This window comes from Zestosphaera sp. (assembly GCA_038843015.1).
Classification (GTDB): Archaea; Thermoproteota; Thermoprotei_A; order Sulfolobales; family NBVN01; genus Zestomicrobium.
Genome location: JAWBSH010000015.1, coordinates 1 through 17,989 on the forward strand (window position 1 = coordinate 1; position 17,989 = coordinate 17,989).

The following is a 17,989-nucleotide window of genomic DNA, read 5'->3' on the forward strand; positions in this document are numbered from 1 at the left end:
CCACTCACGTAACCGCCAGCGTAGACAGTCCTTACATTGCGTGAAACTCTAGATATCGCCTCACCAACCAGCTTACCGTATTCTAGCAAGTCTTCAGGGATGTTAATAATGGCTATATCCCCGATCACGTCGTAAGCTGACGGGATCCTCTTAAGAATGCCGTCAGGAACCAACCCCTCAAGTAAGTCTTTGAAAGTCAGTCCGAGAGTGCCGCAGGAGAAGTCTTCATAGCAAGACTCACTAACTAGAGTTACGGGGAAGTCTTTAAGTAAGCTTAAGTCTACGTCTTCTTTGATGGGGATAGCTACAGTCCCGTCACTCAACTTCTTCACTTTACAGTTCCTCACGTAAGCATCTCTAGACTTAAGAAACTTGAGTGCTGTCTCGACGTCCTTGACTAAGACCCTCACACACCGCAGCCTCAACTAACCTCACCTGCAGTTAGTAGGTAGTGAGAGACTCAATCATAATAAATCTTTTTAACGTTTTTATTTTGGTGGAGTGAGTGAAGCTAGGTATAGTGCCTAAACTCAACAGTCCTGAAGCTCTGCAGCTAGCTAAGCTCGTGTTAAAGAGTGCTGAGAGTAAAGGACTGACAGCGTTCTTAGACGCGAGAGCTAAGGACCTCGTATCGTGGGATAAGTTTTTCCATATAGGTAAAGACGATGTAGACATAGTAGTAGTTATAGGGGGTGACGGGACAGTCTTAAGCACTCTGCACTTGCTGAGAGACTCTGAAGTCCCTGTAGCTACGATAAGGTACGGCAGGAGAGGCTTCTTATGTGATGTGCCGCCATACGAGTACTCTGAGATGGTCTCTAGGATAGCGTCAGGAGACTACAAGCTCGTCGAGTATATGAGGCTTAAAGCCGAGGTCAGGGGTGTGGGCGCAACACCCCCAGCACTGAATGAGATAGCTGTCGTGAGTTCAGGGAGTGGTAGAGCTAAAGTGATAAGGCTGTACGTCCATAAAGATGACGAGGAGGTCTACAGAAGACTAGTAGGTGATGGGGTGATAGTAGCGACGCCCGTAGGCTCGACAGCTTACAGTCTAGCTGCCGGAGGGCCCGTGGTAGACCCGACGATGAGGGCTTTGATAGTGACTCCTCTCGCTTCAATAACTCTGTGTACGAGGCCGGTGATATTGCCTCCAAACACTGAAGTTAAGGTGACAGTAGCTAAAGACTCGCCAGAAGCTCTCTTGATAGTTGACGGGACATTCAGCATGACACTGAAGCCAAAAGACTCTGTCACTATAAGAGAGTATCATAAGCCGGCTAAATTCGCTAGATTTTACGTGGGTGACTACTACGTCAGAATCTTCGAGCGATGTCTGTGATGAGGCTTACGTGCTTGACGCTGCAGCCTTCTTCGCAGGCTACCAACTATACATAACGAAAAACGTCTACACAGTGAAAGAAGTAATTCAAGAAGTAAGAGATTCAGAAAGCGTTAAAAACCTCCAACTAGCTCTCTCAGCAGGTAGGTTAATAGTCGGCGAGCCCGAAACTAAGTACAGAGAGGTAGTGAGTCAGTTAGCCGAGAAACTCAGCGTGCTAAAGAAACTCTCTAGTACAGACCTAGAACTCCTAGCTCTAACAAGCGAGCTACTAGAAAAATGCAGTAACGTAATAGTCATAAGCGACGACACAGCCTTAAGGAAAGTAGCTACACAAATAGGCGCTAAAACCATGACCATAAAATACAGGGGACGCAGATAGACCGGCATCCTTAAGAACTAGGCTCTCAACTTATGCTCTAGTCTCTAACCTTCTTGCTTACATTCATGAGAAAAGACTGTAATTAATTTAAAAGACTCTAATTACTAGGATATTATTGGCGGGGGTGCCCGAGCCAGGTCAAAGGGGTCAGGCTGAGGCCCTGATGGCGTAGGCCTGCGTGGGTTCAAATCCCACCCCCCGCACCACGTACTAACCCTTTAATTCTAGCGTGACTCACTCATGTTGAAAGCTTAATTTACTTAACAAATTACGAGATTGGTGGGTTTATTGAATGCGCTCCTGGATTTGTTTGTAGAGTTCCTGAAAATAGGGTTCCTCATGTTTGGGGGTGCTTATTCTGGTGTAGCGCTTATGCATAAAGAGCTAGTTGAGCTTAAGGGGTGGCTTACAAACGAGGAATTCATTGATGTGGTAGGCATTTCTCAGAGTGCTCCTGGTCCTGTAACCATAAACTTAGCAGTCCTCATAGGCTATAGAATTTGCGGTATTCTCGGCTCTGTAGTAGCTACTTTAGGGATAGTGCTACCGGCCTACTTAATCGTGTTAGGTATTGCAGCAGGCTTATCTCCCTACCTAACAACACCTCTAGCTAGAACAATACTGAGAGGCATAAACTGCGCTGTCGTAGCGTTGGTACTAATAGTTCTGCTAACAATAAGTCAGAAAGTATTAATTCAAGATAACACCGTAGGACTCGTTGAGGTAGTGATATTCGTTACAGCCTTTACTCTAGTCTTTCTCTTCAAGCAACACCCAGTAGCTGCTATAGGGGTCTCCATAGTGTTGAGCCTAATAGCTAAGTACGTGTTTGGCTTTTAAAAAAGTATTGGTGGACCGGCCGGGATTTGAACCCGGGACCTCCGCCGTGCGAGGGCGGCGCTCTTCCAGCTGAGCTACCGGCCCCCATAATTCTTACTATTAAACTCTTAAAATTATTATTTCACGAGGTATTAGTGAGTGTACGTGTTAATGACTTCCCTGACGGGAGGCGGCTATTCTGTGATGATTCTACCTGTGTTCGAGTATGTCTTGTAGCCTGCGTAATTACTCAGTACCTCATTTATTTTCTCACTACTTAATATCTCCAATATCTTGCGTACGGGTTCTTTATTCATGCTATCTTTACGTATTACGAGGTCGTATATTTCATCACCTATTTTAATGAATTCTAGTCCGTACATCTCGGCTGCGTGCCTGACCCCGACCCCCACGTCTGCTCTCCCCTGAAGTACTGTTACGGCCACCCCGTTATGTGTTTTTGCTTCGTTGAGGTACCCCCTAACAATTCTGGGTATCTCGTCTGGATTTATGCCGAGTTCTCTCGCAGCTGCTCTCAAGTTAATATCTATGAGTGTTCTAGTTCCAGAACCTCTATTCCTGTTTATGAAGACCACGTCTTCTCTGAAGAGGTCTTTAAAAGACCTTATGTTTTTAGGGTTGTTTCTAGGTAGTAAGAACCCGATTTCCCTAACCCAACCACCTACTAAGACCGCCTGACTAGCCAGGTTTAATTTCTTTAGGTATGGCAGGTTATACTCGCCACTCTCTTCGTCGAGGAGGTGCGTACCGCATAAGTCGGCCTCACCCCTACCAACAGCTAAGAGACCTCCTAAAGACCCGGCATTGATTAGCTTGTAGTTAGGTTCTTTAGTCGCCAACCTAATCAACTCATCAATTACGTAGTCGTGACTACCTATGAAGACTAGTTCAGGAGCTTTCCAGAACCTCCTAAACAATTTAACAACTACTTCACTACCTTCATTAACGACTAGCGTGTCTTCAGGTACCTCAATAAATCCGTCTGTGTAAGTCAAGACTCTGATAGACCCGGATGGACTCAACACAGGGTAAGCTGCTAAGACATTCCCCCTCATCACGAGAGCAACCGGGACTAAAGCCGCCCTCCCCCTAACACCCAAGACTCTCTGAAGAACGACAGCCCTGACTTCAGGCCCGCCCCAGTAACTCGCTGGAAGTCCGGCAAGCCTGGAAATCACTGGAGCCACTACAGACCTGAAGATCATCGCAGAAGATAGGGGGAAGCCCGGAAGACCAAACACTAGCTTACCACCAATTACAGCAACTATAGTAGGCTTCCCCGGCTTAACTTTCAGCCCGTGAATAATGATTCCCGGCTTGCCGAGACTCTCAACGACTCTGTAAGTGAGGTCTTCAGCCCCTGCTGAAGTCCCTCCAGCCGTGATCACTACGTCGTTCTCGCCGAGAGCTTTCTTGAGAGCACTTTCTAGAACTCTCTCGTCGTCTGGCACTATACCGTAAAACCTGGGCACAGCACCTAATTCAAGCAACGACGAAGCAACGTAGTGTGACGTAACCTCAAATATCTTGTAGTCTTGGAGGACTCCCTCCTCAACATCTACTAACTCAGAACCTACTGAAACAATCCCTACTCTAGGCTTAACGAAAACGTTAACTTTACTTACGCCTGCCGCTGCTAGAGTAGCTAGCTCGGCAGGACCTAATAAAGTCCCTCTACGAAGCACTAACTCCCCCCTCATCACGTCAGAGCCTGCCCTAGCCACATTATCTCCCGGAACTACTGAGGTGTAGACGTAAACGTAATCATCAACTCTCTTACTATACTCAACCATAACAACAGAATCAGCACCTCTAGGTATTGCAGCGCCAGTATCTATCTCGGCAGCCTCCCCCACACCAACCTCAATACTCGGGCGATCGCCTATCTTAACCGAGCCTTTAAGCCTTAACCTAGCAGGCGAGTCTTCCTCAACACCAACTAAAGAAACAGAGTTGACAGCATAGCCGTCAACCTCAGACCTATCGAAAGGCGGGTAATCATAAACTGCGTAAACGTCCTCAGCTAAGACTCTCCCCAACCCCTCACGCAAACTAACTAACTCAACACCGAGAGGCTCTAACCTAACATAGGAAGAAATAATACTTAAAACCTCGTCAAGCCTGCGAAGCTCGTGGAAGATCTTCCTCAAAGCACACACCACACACTACATAGTAGCAAACACTTAAATAACTCCGTAATGAATAAAACTTGGCTAGGGGCCCGTAGCTCAGCCAGGATAGAGCGCCGGCCTCCTAAGCCGGAAGTCGGGGGTTCAAATCCCCCCGGGCCCGCCACAACACGCGTGATGCTCGACCACCGCAACTGCGTAAACGGTAGTAAGTTCAGATAGAGAAGTCAGGACGTTTTACCTTAAGACACTTAATAATTTCATTCTTTTCTTTAATCATTATTAAAGTATTTATGTAAACACAGTTTTATTATGTTAAGACTTCCCATATAGGCTTCGGAGGTAACTCTGAGTGTTTCGTTTTGATGTCGTGACTCCGGTAGATATCAACGAAGCACTTGAGATCCTTAGTAAGGATAGCGATGTTGTGCCGATGGCTGGAGGAACTAACCTCCTGGTGTGGGCTAGAGACGGTAAAATTAGATTTAAGAAAGTTCTAGATTTATGGAGCTTGCGTAAGCAACTCTCTTACGTATTGATTGAGGGAGATGTCATAAGGATAGGGTCTATGACTACCGTGGATGAGTTATGCGACTCTGTAGGGCTCAGTAAGCCCTCACTACTCGGATTAGCCGACGTATGCTCAACGTTTGCTAGTCCCTACGTTAGGTCTGTGGCTACTGTCGGGGGTAATATTGAGTCAGCAAATCCTTTATCAGATATAGCTATACTCTTCCTAACTCTCAACGCTAGAGTAAGGCTAATTAGTCTTAACGGCGTGAGGGAGGTTCCCCTGACGAACTATTATAAGGGAATGCGGTCCACCGTAAGGGAAAGAGATGAGTTGATTAAGGAAGTAGTTATTGATAACCCACCACCTAATTCATCAACAGCCTTCATCAAGATAGATAAGAGGAGGGGGCATATCATGGGGCTTGCTATAGGTGCTGTCTACGCAGAATATGAGGAAGACTTCTTCAAAGACGTGAGAATAGCTTTTGACAGCGTCTCTAAGCCCTTCCCTGAAAGAGCTTTTCTTACTGAGTCTTTCCTCAAGGGTAAGGAGTTCAGAGAAGACGTGTTGAGAGAAGCTTCAGAGAATATATTACCTAAAGAGATGGTGCGTTATACTGGCAGGAGAGCTACGGCTGAATACAGGCTCCACTTGTCTAAGGTAATACTACGTAGGACTCTCATAAAAACTTATGAGAGAGTAAAGTCTGCTTATTCACTTAAGTAAATAAAAAAGAAATTTCTAACTTAAGGTAGTGTTAAATACTACCGTGACTTGTCCCGTGGCTACCATATTCTGCAACTTCATAGCCCACTCATTGACTTCGTTAGGAACAAACTTTAGCGGAAACTTTATGTAGGAAGCTCTACCAAACTCTATCTCGTAGTATCCGGTTTTAACACCTCTGAATATCTGACCTATGATGTATTCTAAAGCTATGCCATAGTCGTAGATGTAAGAAGTTATCAAGTTATTTGGCAACATTGAGGACTTATCAGTATATTTAGTCGTTGCTAGAACATAGAGACCTTTAGTGATGTTAGCTTCTTTTATTGCCTCAAAAAGCCCGTAATTAGCTAGGTTGAGAGAAGACATTACTATGTCACAGCCTTGATCAATTAAGCTAGCGGTAACCGTCTTTGCTTTGACCGGGTCGTTAAAATCTCCGGTCCATACAGGAATGAATGTGACATTCTTGCCTAAATCACGTAGGGCTTGCTTGACAGCATTGACTTCTGAGACCGTGAATGGTAACTGAATACCGCTAACATAACATATGACTCCAGTCTTAGTCACGTTAGCTGCTATAGCTCCCAAGACGTAGAAGCCCTTATGAAAGGCAGGGTCTAGTTGCCACACGTTAGGTGGCAGATTCTCTATCCTACCGTAGCCAGTTATTATAATTACTACGTTGGGATGCTCGCTAGCTACTTTCTGACCTACAGAAACGAATTGTCCTCCATGAAAGAATATTATGTTATAACCTAACGCGATATACTCGCTAGCTACTCTCTCAGCATCCGCAACGCTAACACCCTCGGAGTATGCTACATCGATGCCGTACTTTTCTTTAATGTGGAGAGTTCCTAAGTACCCTAACGTGTTGAAGTCTGCGTCTTGTATGCTACCAGGCAGTATAGTAGCTAGCTTAAACTGAGGGGCCTGTGGCGTCGTTGTGGGTGTAGTGGTTGGCGTGGTCGTCGGAGTAGTTGTCGGTGTGGTAGTTGGGCTAGTTGTAGGAACTCCTGTTCCAGGCTGCTGTAGCATCAGAAATGCTGTAGCTATGGCAACAATCACTATAATCACGGCTACTACCGCTACGGTTTTAGATAGTGCTTTCCTTAAATTTCTTGAAATTAACATGGTCTCACAGAAATATCTCTTGACAGTAATATTATGTATTAATTCACATGATCGTTATTGAGTTCCTTTCTTGTAATCACAAAGATGCAATTAACTTAGTTAGCTTAATTGTTATTTTTAATGAGTCTTATACCCTATCCTTAGGGTCTGCTTTGAGCTTAAATGAAAAAGATACGAGTAATACTAGACCATATGTTCATCTTAGGAATATTTATAAACGTTTTGGCGATGTAGAAGCTCTTAAGGGAGTAACTCTCGATATTTTTACGGGTCAGGTGCTAGGTCTCTTAGGAGAGAACGGTGCTGGAAAAACCACGTTAATGAACGTGTTATTTGGTCTTTATAAGCCAGACGCTGGACATATTTACGTTGACGGGAAGTTAGTGAAAATCAGGTCACCTGCACAAGCCATAAAGCTAGGCATCTTCATGGTTCATCAGCATTTCAAACTAGTAAGTAATTATACTGCATTAGAGAACATAGCTATAGGAATTACTTCAGGGATTGAGTCCCTCAAGCCTGCGAATCTAGCAGAGCTTAAGGAGAGAATCAATAAGGTGATGGAGTATTCAGGACTTTACGTAGATCTTAAAGAGAAAATCAGAAATCTGCCACTAGGTGTTAGGCAAAGAGTAGAGATACTTAAGGCTCTAACTAGAGGGGTTAAAGTGTTGATTCTCGATGAACCAACAACTAACCTAACACCCCAGGAAGTGGACACTCTCTTCAACGCGCTAAGGAACTTAGTTAAGAAGGGTTTAGGTGTTGTATTCATAACGCATAAACTACATGAGGTGATGGCTGTTGCTGACGAGATAGCTGTATTGAAAAACGGTGTTCTCTTAGGTAGGTTCAAACGCTCTGATGTGGATCAAGCAACAGTAGTAAAGCTAATGGTGGGTGAGAGAATAGACCTGGAAAAATCTATTATTTTCAAAGGCCTTAGACCTTCTGGTACTTCAGCTCAGGCAGAAAACACCGCAAGATCAGAGCTTCTGAAGGTAGAGGATATTTGTTTAAGGGATAAGTTAGGGGCCCCGATTCTAGACAGAGTTAGCTTCTCTCTATTCAGGGGTGAGATACTCGGTATTGCTGGGGTTTCTGGAAACGGGCAGAGAGAACTCGTCGAAATACTCTTCGGTGTTAGGAAGCCAACATCAGGAAAGATATTAATGAACGGAATAGACTTGACTAGTTTGCCTATAAGAGAAAGGATCTTGATGGGGCTCTTCTACATCCCTGAAGATAGGTTGTCTGAAGGAATCTCTCCTACGCTCTCGGTAATGGAGAATCTAGTCTTGGGGATTCACTTCACATACACTACTAAAAAGATATTGATGGACTTTAAGAGGATCAGGGATGAGGCAACACAACTGATTAAGAAGTACGAGATCAAAACACCCAACATGATGACACTTGCTTCAAAGCTTTCCGGAGGTAATATACAGAAGTTGATGATTGCCAGAGCCTTTCATACCGCACCTAAAGTTCTCATAGCTCACAACCCGACGAGAGGCTTAGACATAGCAACGACCGAGAAGGTATTAAATGAGGTTCTGAGCTTAAGGGACGCTGGATCCGGAGTTATTTATGTTTCTGAAGACCTAGACGAGCTCATGCTGATAAGTGATAGGATAGCTGTAATGTATAAGGGTAGGTTGGTCGGTTCTCTCCCTAGGAGCAGGTTCGACAAATACGAGATAGGTAAATTAATGGCTGGTGTGGTTGGTGATTAAGCATGAGCAAGGCGTTACTAGTAAAATTAGCCAAGATTTCACTACCTTACATAATCAGTATTTCTTTAGCGTTTGGGGTTGCTGGATTCATACTATACTTTGGCGGTTACGACGTTGTCTCCGGCTACCAAACCATATTAACTGCTTCTTTCTGGAACCTCAACAGCTTCTTCCTAACCCTAACTAAGTTCAGCACGATACTATTAATGAGCTTAGCTTTCTTAGTTCCCTATATTAGCAGGAAATTTAATATAGGTGTTGAAGGACAGTACCTAATGGGTGCTTTAGGGGCTACGTTAGTGGGTCTAGTCGTGAGTGCTTCTGCAGGAGTACATGTCATTATCTCTATACTAGCTGGGATAGTCTTCGGCTCTCTATGGGCGTCAGTTCCGGCATTTCTGATGTCTCGATACAGAGTTAATGAAGTCATATCAACTATAATGATGAACTTCATAGCTAGGTACTCGGTGATAGTCTTTGCAATGAGTCTATGGAGGGATGTGGCGTCAGGTCATCCGATGACTATTCCCATAAGTGCCACAGCTACGTTACCCCTACTTAATCCGTCACCACCACTTAGTTCTGCAATACTCTTCTCTATCACTACTATAGCAATCCTTTACTTCACCATAACCTTTACTGTATTTGGTTACGAGCTGAGAGCTACTGGGACAAACCCTAGGGCGGCTGAGGTCTTCGGAGTAAACACAAAACTACTGATGCCCTTATCGTTGGTGGTCGGCGGGAGTTTAGCAGGTCTTGGAGGAGCGCTAGACGTTACTGGCTATTATTACAGGTTGATTGATGGAATGCAGAGCAATTACCCTAGTCTGGGGATACTGATAGCTCTGCTATCCAAAGGAAAAATAACTTTCGTATTGCCTGTGGCTTTCTTTATCTCGGTGATTGATGTCGGGACGAACGCTCTTCAGAGGATACAGAGGGTTCCGATAGAGCTTGTCCTAATATTAGAGGGGTTGCTCCTAGTTTTCATACTAGTTTCTGAGTCTCTCAGGTGGTGGAGGAAATGAGCACTGCTTCCCTAGACTTAACGGCCATTATAGTGAGTTACGTGCGCACTGTTCTGATATACCTTGTTCCCTACTTACTCACGAGCTTAGGTGTGGTGATTAGTGGTAGGTCTGGAATTTACAATATATCTGCTGAGGGCGTTATGTTGCTTGGGGCTTCCGTTACTTTCCTATCCACGTACTTCTCTAGCGGAAACATAATGGCGGGGATCTTATACGCAGTGTTTGTTGGGGTTTTGGTAGGTCTAGCTTTCGGCTTCCTAACTATATCGTTGAAGCTAAATCAGTTTGTTGTTGGAACAACGTTTTTTGTGTTATGTACTGGGTTTGCTAATCTGCTCTATAAGTTGCTCATAGGAGTTACTCTAACACCACCATATATCGAGACTTTACGTCCTCTCACAATACCTGTCTTGTCTGATGTGCCGTACGTTGGTGACGCACTCTTCAAGCATAACTTGTTCGTGTATCTGTCCTTCATCTTGGTCGCAACGTCTTACTACATGCTCTATAAAACGTACGTAGGGCTTAACTTTAGAGCGGTGGGTGAGAATCCTAAAGCAGCTGATACTCTAGGAATCAACGTAACCCTATACAGATATGTAGGAACTATCATAGGAACTATCCTGATGTCTGTTTCCGGAAGCTACTTAGTCTTATCTACTACAGGCCTCTATACCGAAACTATAGTTTTAGGTAGGGGCTGGATCTCTGTAGGTATAGCTATCTTCGGCAGGTGGCACCCTCTCTGGGCTTTAGTAGGCTCTGCACTATTCGCTGGTGTTGAGTCTTTAGTCTACTTGATCCAGAGTCTTCAGAGTGTTTTAGGTCTTAGGGTACCGCCAGAGTCTCTCTTAACGTTGCCATTCATAGCTACGTTAATAGTTTTGGCTTTAGTGTATAAGAGGGCTGAACTGCCTCAAGCTATTGGGAGACCTTACGACAGGGAAGCGCCTGAAGAATATACTTAAACAACACTATAGCGTCTATATGTATCGCTGATACATATTTTTCATGCAATAGTTTTATTAATTACTCACTACCAACTAAATCGGTGTGTTTGAATTGGTTTATGCTTACGTGAGGTACGTATTGCTAGCTCTTGTTTTAGTGATGCTTATTCCGGCTACAGCTTTATGGAGTGAGACGCTTAAAGTGAATGTTTCGGTTAACGTGACACGCGCTGACCTAGACATAGGTTCTTGGAGGGTTTTCGTGAATTACACTTGCGGCGTGTGTAGGGGGATTGAAGAAGGTTATGTTAGCTTGAGTGAAGACTATGATACGATAATTATTTACTTAGACGACGAGAAAACACGTAATGTTTGGGTAGGCTTAGTCATAGAAAACAATTATGGAGTGCCGGCAACACTTAAGGGCTTTAGAGTAAGCTTTAGTGATTACTCAGGTACTTACGAGTTAGGGGAAGACAACTACAGAGTCTATCCCTACGAACCCGTCAAGCAGGGAGTTGGCAACATGCCTTACTGGGGTCAGCTGAGGTGTGAAGACCTCCCTATAGAATACTACTTAACGGAACTACCTATTACGATCAATACTGGCTGGAAAGCAGTAGTCTGGATTAACGTGAGTACTTACGGGATGAATAACGGCAACCTAACAATAAAACTAGCTTACGATACTGGCACTAACTAATTAAGAAGTCTCGGCAAGCAACTCGAGCTGTAGACCCCTACTCAAGACTATAGTCAGAACACTAATCATCAAACACTAACTGAAATCCTCCTCACCTTCGAGGCTTATTTACTCGCAAGAGCTTCTCTCACTAGGGTTGAGTATGGAGATAGTTTTAAGGCCTGTGGGCGTGGTCAGAACCAACTTTAGCGACGAGGAAGTCAAGAATTCTGAGGAGGGAGTTCCAGGCATTATAGAGGTCTACGAAGAATACGCTGAGGGTCTTGAAGGAATTGATGGATTCTCTCACATAATACTGATAACCTACCTCCATAAAGTCACGGAAGAACAGAAGAAAGTACTTAAAGTCAGGCACAAACGCTTAATCAAGTATGGACTCAAACTAGAAGAACTCCCTGAAGTCGGCGTCTTCTGCACCGACTCACCCCACAGACCCACACCAATAGGACTCACAATAGCTAGACTCACTAAGCGTGAGGGGAGACTCCTACACGTGGAAAACCTAGACTTATTCGACGGAACACCAGTACTAGACATAAAACCCTACACACCAGACAGAGCAGTCAGCAACGAAGAACTAAAATTCCCAGAATGGTTCACGAAACTACATAACAAAGTAAAAACAAGAACCGGAAGAAAAAACCAATCCTCTAGAGTAGCTTTCACAGCCTGGGTCTCAAAGAATATATCGTGTGGAGTTTGAAGCATGCTTAAAACAATATAGTCTAAATCGAGAATGGCTTTCTATTCTAACCTCCACTCAAGAGCTAGGATACTGTTCTCAGCAGAAATGATCCATTATTCTCAATATAAATGAAAGAGGTCTTCAAAAGAATAACTCGAGGTTTTGTTTCTATTTCGTATTCTACTTCTTAAGGCTAACCTGAAAGTCTAGTTTCTAAGTATTCATAAGAATGATTATGTAGGCATTCGTTACCCATTTATTTGATTCGTCACGACCTCAAGATTATATGTTTTATTAAGTAAGTCTGTAAGTCTGAGGCTTTTGAGTTCACGGCTGTTCGTGGAGGAAGGGACTTAGAGAAGCCGTGATGGGCCGTCCTAGGTCAACTTACAGGAACCCAAAGTAGAGAACGACATTAGTTTACTCTAAACGATAGCTGTATCTCTTGTAGAACCAGTTTTTAATGTTATCTGCTAGTATCAGGTAGGCACCGATAATAGCCGTTAGTACTGGGTAGAAGGTTGCTGGAGGCTTTGTAAATCTGAAGATTTCCCTTAATGGCGTATAGGGGAGTGCTAGCGCAGACGCTGTTATTGTTATGATGGTAAAGAGTAGTAGCTGACTCGGCTTACTTCTCCAAAAGGGAGACTTTATAGTTCTAATAACCAAGACTACGAGTGTTTGTGAGGCTAGAGATTCAATGAACCAAGCGGTTTGGAATAGTGGTTCAGAAGCCTTAAATATATAAAGCATTATGAAGTAAGTTAGAAAGTCGAAGAGAGAGCTAACTGGCCCGAAGCACGCCATGAATAGTCTAATGAAGTGTATATCCAGCCTTCTAGGTTTTTCAATATACTCCACGTCAACTTCATCTGTAGGTATTGCCGACTGAGAAAAGTCGTAGAGAAGGTTATTAAGTAATATCTGTATGGGAAGCATTGGCAGAAATGGTAAGAAGAGTGACGCTATAGCAACGCTAAGCATGTTTCCAAAGTTTGAGCTTATACTCATTAAAATATATTTCATAGTGTTACCTAGTGTCTTCCTACCCTCTAAAACTCCATCATAGAGTACTCTTAGGTCCTTCTGCAAGAGAATTATGTCGGCAGACTCCTTAGCAACGTCAACAGCGTCATCGACAGATATACCGACATCCGCTGTTTTTAGCGAGGGTGCATCATTTATTCCATCGCCTAGGAACCCAACGACATGCCCATTGTTAATCAGAGTATTTATTATTCTTTCTTTCTGAGCTGGTGTAAGTCTGCAGAAGACATTAGCCTCCTCAACAACTCTCGCGAGAGCGTCATCAGGCATCTCAGCTATTTTACTCCCTGTAACAACCTTCTTCACGTTAAAGCCTAAGTATTCGCATACCTTCTCTGTTACTAGTTCATTATCACCAGTAAGGATCTTCACTTCTACACCAGCGTTTCTCAGTAGTTTCAGAGCTTCTCTCGCTGTTTCTTTAGGGGGGTCAATAAAAGCTATGAATCCTAGAAACACCATTTCTTTTTCGTCGTTAACTGTGTACACTGGCTTATCTTCTCTTAAAAACTTATATGCTACAGCTAAAACCCTATACCCTTCAGCACTAAGTCCGACATATCTCTTCTCGATACTTCTACGCACCTCATCTGTTAGGTTAGATATGACTTCTCCATCCTCGTAAAAAGAGGAAATCTTAATAACCTCTTCCGGAGCTCCCTTAGTGATCAAGAGCCGCTGACCCTGATTCTCAACAACTACAGAGAGTCTCTTACGAACAGAGTCAAAAGGTATCTCATCAATTTTCTTATAGTCTTCGATACGTATCTCTCTGAATCTCAGTATAGCATCATCTAAGGGGCTTCTAATTCCAGTTTGATAATAACTGTTTAAGTAGGAATAGAGCAAAACCTTATTGCTTTCGTTGCCATTAAGGTCCACATACAGTACGAGCTCTACCCGGCCCTCAGTTAAAGTCCCGGTCTTATCAGTGCATAGAATGTTCATGCTTCCAAGATTTTGTATGGCTGCTAAGCGCTTCACGATTACGTTCTTCTTAGCCATTAATACTGCTCCTTTAGAGAGATTTATCGAAATTATCATCGGCAAAAGTTCCGGAGTCAAACCAACAGCTAGGGCCACAGCAAAAAGAAGTGAATCGAGCACTCCTCGCATGTAAAGAGCATTAATAAAAAACACAAATATAACTAGAAGAAAAGTCACCTGCATTACCATGTAACCGAAACTTCGGAGACTCCTCTCGAACTCTGTCTCGCTCCTCTTCTTCACAAGCCTCTTCACGATTTTCCCATACTCTGCTAGACTACCTGTTCTTACAACAAGAGCTGTTGCCGTTCCACTTACGACAGAGGTGCCCATGAAGACATAGTTATTCCACTTCGTTATTGACGGGTCGTAAGACTCTAGCGGCTGGTCAGTCTTCTCGACAGGAAAAGATTCTCCGGTCAGTACGGACTCATCTACAAGCAAGTCTTTCACGCTTATGACTCGAGAGTCTGCGGGCACTATGTCACCAGCCGAGAGAAGTATAACATCCCCTGGAACAATCTCCTCAAGCCTAACCTCTTTCCTAACCCCATCTCTTAAGACTGTAGTTTTTGTAGCTACTTTCTGCCTAAGCACCTCAACCTCTCTTTCAGCCTTGTGTTCCTGGTAGAAGTCTAAGATTATGCTAAACAAAATAATAGTGTATATAATGACTGTATCTGTTACGTCTTTAAGAAAACTGGAAATTAATCCGGCTATAAGGAGGACTATTACGAGCGGACTCTTGAAATGAGATAGAAAATCAATTATAGCGACCCTCTTCTTCGTAGGGAGCTCATTATAACCAAAAAACTTAAGACGTCGTTTTGCCTCTTCAGAGGAAAGACCTTTCAGTGAAGACTTGAAGCGTAAAAGAAGCTCTTCAACAGGCAAGGTCAGAGCTTCTTCAGCGCTTGGCAAAACCCAACCTAAGTCTTCACCAACGCTTAAGTCTTCCCTGTTCTCTACTAGTATCATCTTCATGATGCTTGCCTTTGTTCAAATAACTTATGAAAAATCAAAATAAATTTAATTTATGAATCAAGGTCTTTCGCTTTATCTGAGTGAACGGCCTGACTCCAGGCAAGTTCCCCTACGGCATTACACTTATGCCCCTCACCTAGTGCTTCGAAAGATATAGACTTCACCTTACTTATCGTGAACGAAGCCTTAGAAGATCGTTTGAATAATACGTGTAATTAAAACCTGAATGCGCGACTCTAGTTAAAGAATTTAAAGTAGCTTACAGTATATCCAGAGTAGCAACCTACAGAATACAGCAAATAGAGAAGCCAGTTGTGGCTAGAAGTTTTTCCAGCAAGGTAATGCCTAGTGTTGAAGCAGAATGGATCTCACGCCCTTGAAACGTCATCAGCTGATGAGCTTCTAATGAGGACTGTAAATTTGTATCTTTATGTGAAGACCGTTAAAGTTGCTGGGAGGAGGTACAGGTACCTGATGATTGAGGAATACTTAGGGCGGGGAAGAAGGAGGACACTAGTCGAGCTGTCTGTAGATGAGGCGGTAAGGAAGCTTCTGTGGTGCGGGGGGTGGGATTCGAACCCACGCAGGCCTACGCCAGCGGGTCTTAAGCCCGCCCCCTTTGACCGAGCTCGGGCACCCCCGCGCCAATTATATTGGTTGTTATGAGGATTAAATATTTTTGTGTGGGCCCGCGGGGATTTGAACCCCGGACCTCCCGGTTATCAGCCGGGCGCTCCACCATGCTGAGCTACGGGCCCCTATTGATGTCTTTACTTGTAGATTTAAAAGTTTTTGTTAGTGGTTGTCGACCTTTTTAAGTTTTGTGTTATTGGTTAGTGGTGGTGTGGCTTGAGTATTGAGGGGGTTTTGCTGGTTTTAGCAGGTGTTTTTATTGCTTTCTGGGGTCACTTCTTTATTAGGTTGGCCGTAGGTCTTGTTTCGGGTTTGTGGCTTGGCTGGCTCGCGTCTTCTATTGCTATGGATGTTTTCGGGGGGCACACACTCACTTCATTCTTTGCTGGTTTGGTAGTCTTCGCAGTCTTTTTCGTCTTGGGTCTCATTAAGTACAGGTTTATCGCGTCTTTCTTCTTAAGTGTCTTGATAGCGTATTACATACCACTAGAATTCATTTTTGAGTCTGCTTCAGGCTACTCACTTAGCCTTACGCAGTCAATTCTCTTGAGATTTTTAATATTTCTGGGGTTGTTAATCATAACTTACACGGCTTTCAAGCTCTTAATAGGGTTGATAGCGTCGTCGCTGGGCACGCTACTACTGTACGCTGGCTTAACAGAACTCAAAATGCCTGAAACCATAACACTACTACTAGTAGCACTACTTTTTCTGACCTCACTAATCCGGTACGTCGTAAAGAAGAAATAACGAGAGTCTAGATTTAGTCCTGGTTTAGTGAGTACTAGAAGTCTGGTAGCTCAACTAGGGTTTTCGCTCTCTCCACACTTTCTGCTAGTCTCTCTTGGTGTTTTTCAAGGAATTTCCTCAGCCTCTCAGCCGTCGCGAGCTTGCACTCACCACATAACATCGTGCCGGACCTACAGTCTTCGTAGATTTTCTTTAGTTTTTCGTCTTCCAACACTAAGTGTAGCTGGTTTAGCTCAAATACTGGACACTTGTCTGGCTCACCACCTAGCCTTCTCTGCTCTTCTGCTGTTGCTCTACCTCCCGTGAATGCCCTCATCAACTTACTTACTGACTCGCTGATCGGGTCTGTTAAAGCTATGAATGATTCAGGTCTTGAGGAACTCATCTTACCTCCCGTGAGTCCAGACACGAACTTGTGGTATGTTGAGGCAGGTCTCGTGAACCCCAGTTCCTCACTAAATCTATCAGCTATGTCTCTAGTTAGTCTTAAGTGCGGGTCTTGATCTAGCCCTACCGGAACTAAAACTGTCTTGAATCCGCCGAAGTGCGGCAGTTCCGGGTGCAGAATATCTGCTGCTTGAGTTAATACAGCCATTATCTTAGCTGGTTCTAGGTCCTCCCCATATATAGCTACTAACTCAGCCATAGTTACTTTCTTAGCAAATAACTGGATTAGCCTGTAGTATTCTTTCCTGTAGTTAGACTGGAAGTATATGTGAAGTCTCTTCGTGTCTAGCCCCAAAGCTAGGTAGTTAGCTACGTACTCGTTTAGAGCAAAGCTAATTACCTCCTCTCTACTGAGTCTCCTGACTCCGTAAGCTTCTACGTCAGCTATAGCTAAGAAGATCTCAGCACCTAAGCTCTGGTAGTAGATTACCTGGTCTATGAGCATCTTATGCCCTAAATGCATCTTCCCTGAAGGCATTAAGCCCGTGAGTAGTGCGAACCCAGAATTACTCTTAAGCGCATCTAGCACTTTCTCAAAGTCTCTATGACCTACTACAGCCCCCCTCCTAATAGGTAATGGTAACGGACCGAAAGACTCGAGCTTGTGAACAACCTCGCTGAAAGGCCTCACACCAAAATACGTGAACAACTTCTCGTAATCTCTCAACCCCTCTGAAGACCAGGGATCTATCCTGAACTCCACAATAGGCATCACCACACAAAAGTTAAGCATGAGAAGCCTTATATACTTTTACGACCGACTACCTCCTTAAAGTAATGACACGCGAAAAGAGCCTCTTCAAAACAATCCTACTCACAATAGTGACCTCATAACACTCAAGACTTTCTTTGGTGCCGCGGCCGGGATTTGAACCCGGGTCACGGGCTCGAAAGGCCCGCATACTTGACCGGGCTATACTACCGCGGCACCAAAACAAATAAAAAACAAGAGCTTATAAATCTCCT

Annotated in this window: 15 protein-coding genes and 6 tRNA genes; 12 read left to right on the top strand and 9 right to left on the bottom strand. The window is 44.0% G+C overall.

Annotation, left to right across the window (positions count from 1 at the left end; all coding sequences use genetic code 11):
• On the bottom strand, positions 1 to 425 hold a 425-nt coding region (locus tag QXL29_07945; protein MEM2284522.1), incomplete at its 3' end, for a hypothetical protein.
• Between the two features lie 80 nt (positions 426 to 505).
• Between QXL29_07945 and QXL29_07950 the strand changes: the two genes are divergently transcribed.
• From QXL29_07950 to QXL29_07965, 4 genes are all read left to right on the top strand, one after another.
• Entirely contained in the window at positions 506 to 1,339 is an 834-nt protein-coding gene (locus tag QXL29_07950) for an NAD(+)/NADH kinase (protein ID MEM2284523.1), read from the top strand.
• Positions 1,302 to 1,721, top strand: a complete 420-nt coding sequence (locus QXL29_07955) for a hypothetical protein (protein MEM2284524.1) — start codon at positions 1,302 to 1,304, stop codon at positions 1,719 to 1,721. The genes QXL29_07950 and QXL29_07955 overlap by 38 nt, the downstream gene beginning before the upstream one ends.
• Before the next feature lie 118 nt (positions 1,722 to 1,839).
• Positions 1,840 to 1,927: transfer RNA gene (locus tag QXL29_07960), tRNA-Leu, on the top strand.
• Between the two features lie 82 nt (positions 1,928 to 2,009).
• Complete coding sequence (locus QXL29_07965) at positions 2,010 to 2,561, top strand: chromate transporter (GenBank protein ID MEM2284525.1); 552 nt, start codon at positions 2,010 to 2,012, stop codon at positions 2,559 to 2,561.
• A gap of 8 nt (positions 2,562 to 2,569) precedes the next feature.
• Here QXL29_07965 and QXL29_07970 read toward each other — a convergent pair.
• Both QXL29_07970 and QXL29_07975 read right to left on the bottom strand, forming a co-directional pair.
• A tRNA-Ala gene (locus QXL29_07970) sits at positions 2,570 to 2,645 on the bottom strand.
• 89 nt (positions 2,646 to 2,734) lie between these two features.
• A complete protein-coding gene (locus QXL29_07975; GenBank protein ID MEM2284526.1) occupies positions 2,735 to 4,711 on the bottom strand; it encodes a molybdopterin biosynthesis protein in 1,977 nt (658 codons plus the stop codon).
• A 67-nt stretch (positions 4,712 to 4,778) separates the two neighbouring features.
• Here QXL29_07975 and QXL29_07980 point away from each other — a divergent pair.
• Positions 4,779 to 4,856: transfer RNA gene (locus QXL29_07980), tRNA-Arg, on the top strand.
• Between the two features lie 186 nt (positions 4,857 to 5,042).
• Positions 5,043 to 5,930 (top strand): FAD binding domain-containing protein, encoded by an 888-nt coding sequence (locus tag QXL29_07985; protein MEM2284527.1) that lies wholly within the window; start codon positions 5,043 to 5,045, stop codon positions 5,928 to 5,930.
• A gap of 15 nt (positions 5,931 to 5,945) precedes the next feature.
• Here the strand turns inward: QXL29_07985 and QXL29_07990 are convergent, their stop codons facing one another.
• Positions 5,946 to 7,067: a BMP family protein gene (locus tag QXL29_07990; GenBank protein MEM2284528.1), complete on the bottom strand. Its 1,122-nt coding sequence runs from the start codon at positions 7,065 to 7,067 to the stop codon at positions 5,946 to 5,948.
• A gap of 152 nt (positions 7,068 to 7,219) precedes the next feature.
• Here QXL29_07990 and QXL29_07995 point away from each other — a divergent pair, with 152 nt between their 5' ends.
• The 5 genes from QXL29_07995 to tsaA all read left to right on the top strand — a co-directional run bounded on the left by QXL29_07995 (position 7,220) and on the right by tsaA (position 12,193).
• Positions 7,220 to 8,803 (top strand): ABC transporter ATP-binding protein, encoded by a 1,584-nt coding sequence (locus QXL29_07995; protein MEM2284529.1) that lies wholly within the window; start codon positions 7,220 to 7,222, stop codon positions 8,801 to 8,803.
• A 2-nt stretch (positions 8,804 to 8,805) separates the two neighbouring features.
• Positions 8,806 to 9,834 (top strand): hypothetical protein, encoded by a 1,029-nt coding sequence (locus tag QXL29_08000; GenBank protein ID MEM2284530.1) that lies wholly within the window; start codon positions 8,806 to 8,808, stop codon positions 9,832 to 9,834.
• On the top strand, positions 9,831 to 10,805 hold the full coding sequence (locus tag QXL29_08005) for an ABC transporter permease (GenBank protein ID MEM2284531.1): 975 nt from the start codon (positions 9,831 to 9,833) through the stop codon (positions 10,803 to 10,805). The genes QXL29_08000 and QXL29_08005 overlap by 4 nt, the downstream gene beginning before the upstream one ends.
• 85 nt (positions 10,806 to 10,890) lie before the next feature.
• Complete coding sequence (locus QXL29_08010; GenBank protein ID MEM2284532.1) at positions 10,891 to 11,490, top strand: hypothetical protein; 600 nt, start codon at positions 10,891 to 10,893, stop codon at positions 11,488 to 11,490.
• A 142-nt stretch (positions 11,491 to 11,632) separates the two neighbouring features.
• Positions 11,633 to 12,193 (top strand): tRNA (N6-threonylcarbamoyladenosine(37)-N6)-methyltransferase TrmO, encoded by a 561-nt coding sequence (tsaA, locus tag QXL29_08015; protein ID MEM2284533.1) that lies wholly within the window; start codon positions 11,633 to 11,635, stop codon positions 12,191 to 12,193.
• A 402-nt stretch (positions 12,194 to 12,595) separates the two neighbouring features.
• Here tsaA and mgtA read toward each other — a convergent pair whose 3' ends face one another.
• From mgtA to QXL29_08030, 3 genes are all read right to left on the bottom strand, one after another.
• On the bottom strand, positions 12,596 to 15,193 hold the full coding sequence (mgtA, locus tag QXL29_08020; GenBank protein MEM2284534.1) for a magnesium-translocating P-type ATPase: 2,598 nt from the start codon (positions 15,191 to 15,193) through the stop codon (positions 12,596 to 12,598).
• A gap of 555 nt (positions 15,194 to 15,748) precedes the next feature.
• Positions 15,749 to 15,836 (bottom strand) — tRNA-Leu (locus QXL29_08025).
• A 41-nt stretch (positions 15,837 to 15,877) separates the two neighbouring features.
• Positions 15,878 to 15,951, bottom strand: a tRNA-Ile gene (locus QXL29_08030).
• Between the two features lie 91 nt (positions 15,952 to 16,042).
• Between QXL29_08030 and QXL29_08035 the strand changes: the two genes are divergently transcribed.
• The gene (locus QXL29_08035) at positions 16,043 to 16,576 is read left to right on the top strand and encodes a hypothetical protein (protein MEM2284535.1); all 534 of its coding nucleotides are present in this window, start codon (positions 16,043 to 16,045) and stop codon (positions 16,574 to 16,576) included.
• Positions 16,577 to 16,610: 34 nt separating this feature from the next.
• Here the strand turns inward: QXL29_08035 and QXL29_08040 are convergent, their stop codons facing one another.
• Positions 16,611 to 17,735: a tryptophan--tRNA ligase gene (locus QXL29_08040; GenBank protein MEM2284536.1), complete on the bottom strand. Its 1,125-nt coding sequence runs from the start codon at positions 17,733 to 17,735 to the stop codon at positions 16,611 to 16,613.
• Between the two features lie 138 nt (positions 17,736 to 17,873).
• Positions 17,874 to 17,951, bottom strand: a tRNA-Glu gene (locus QXL29_08045).
• Positions 17,952 to 17,989 lie beyond the last annotated feature (38 nt).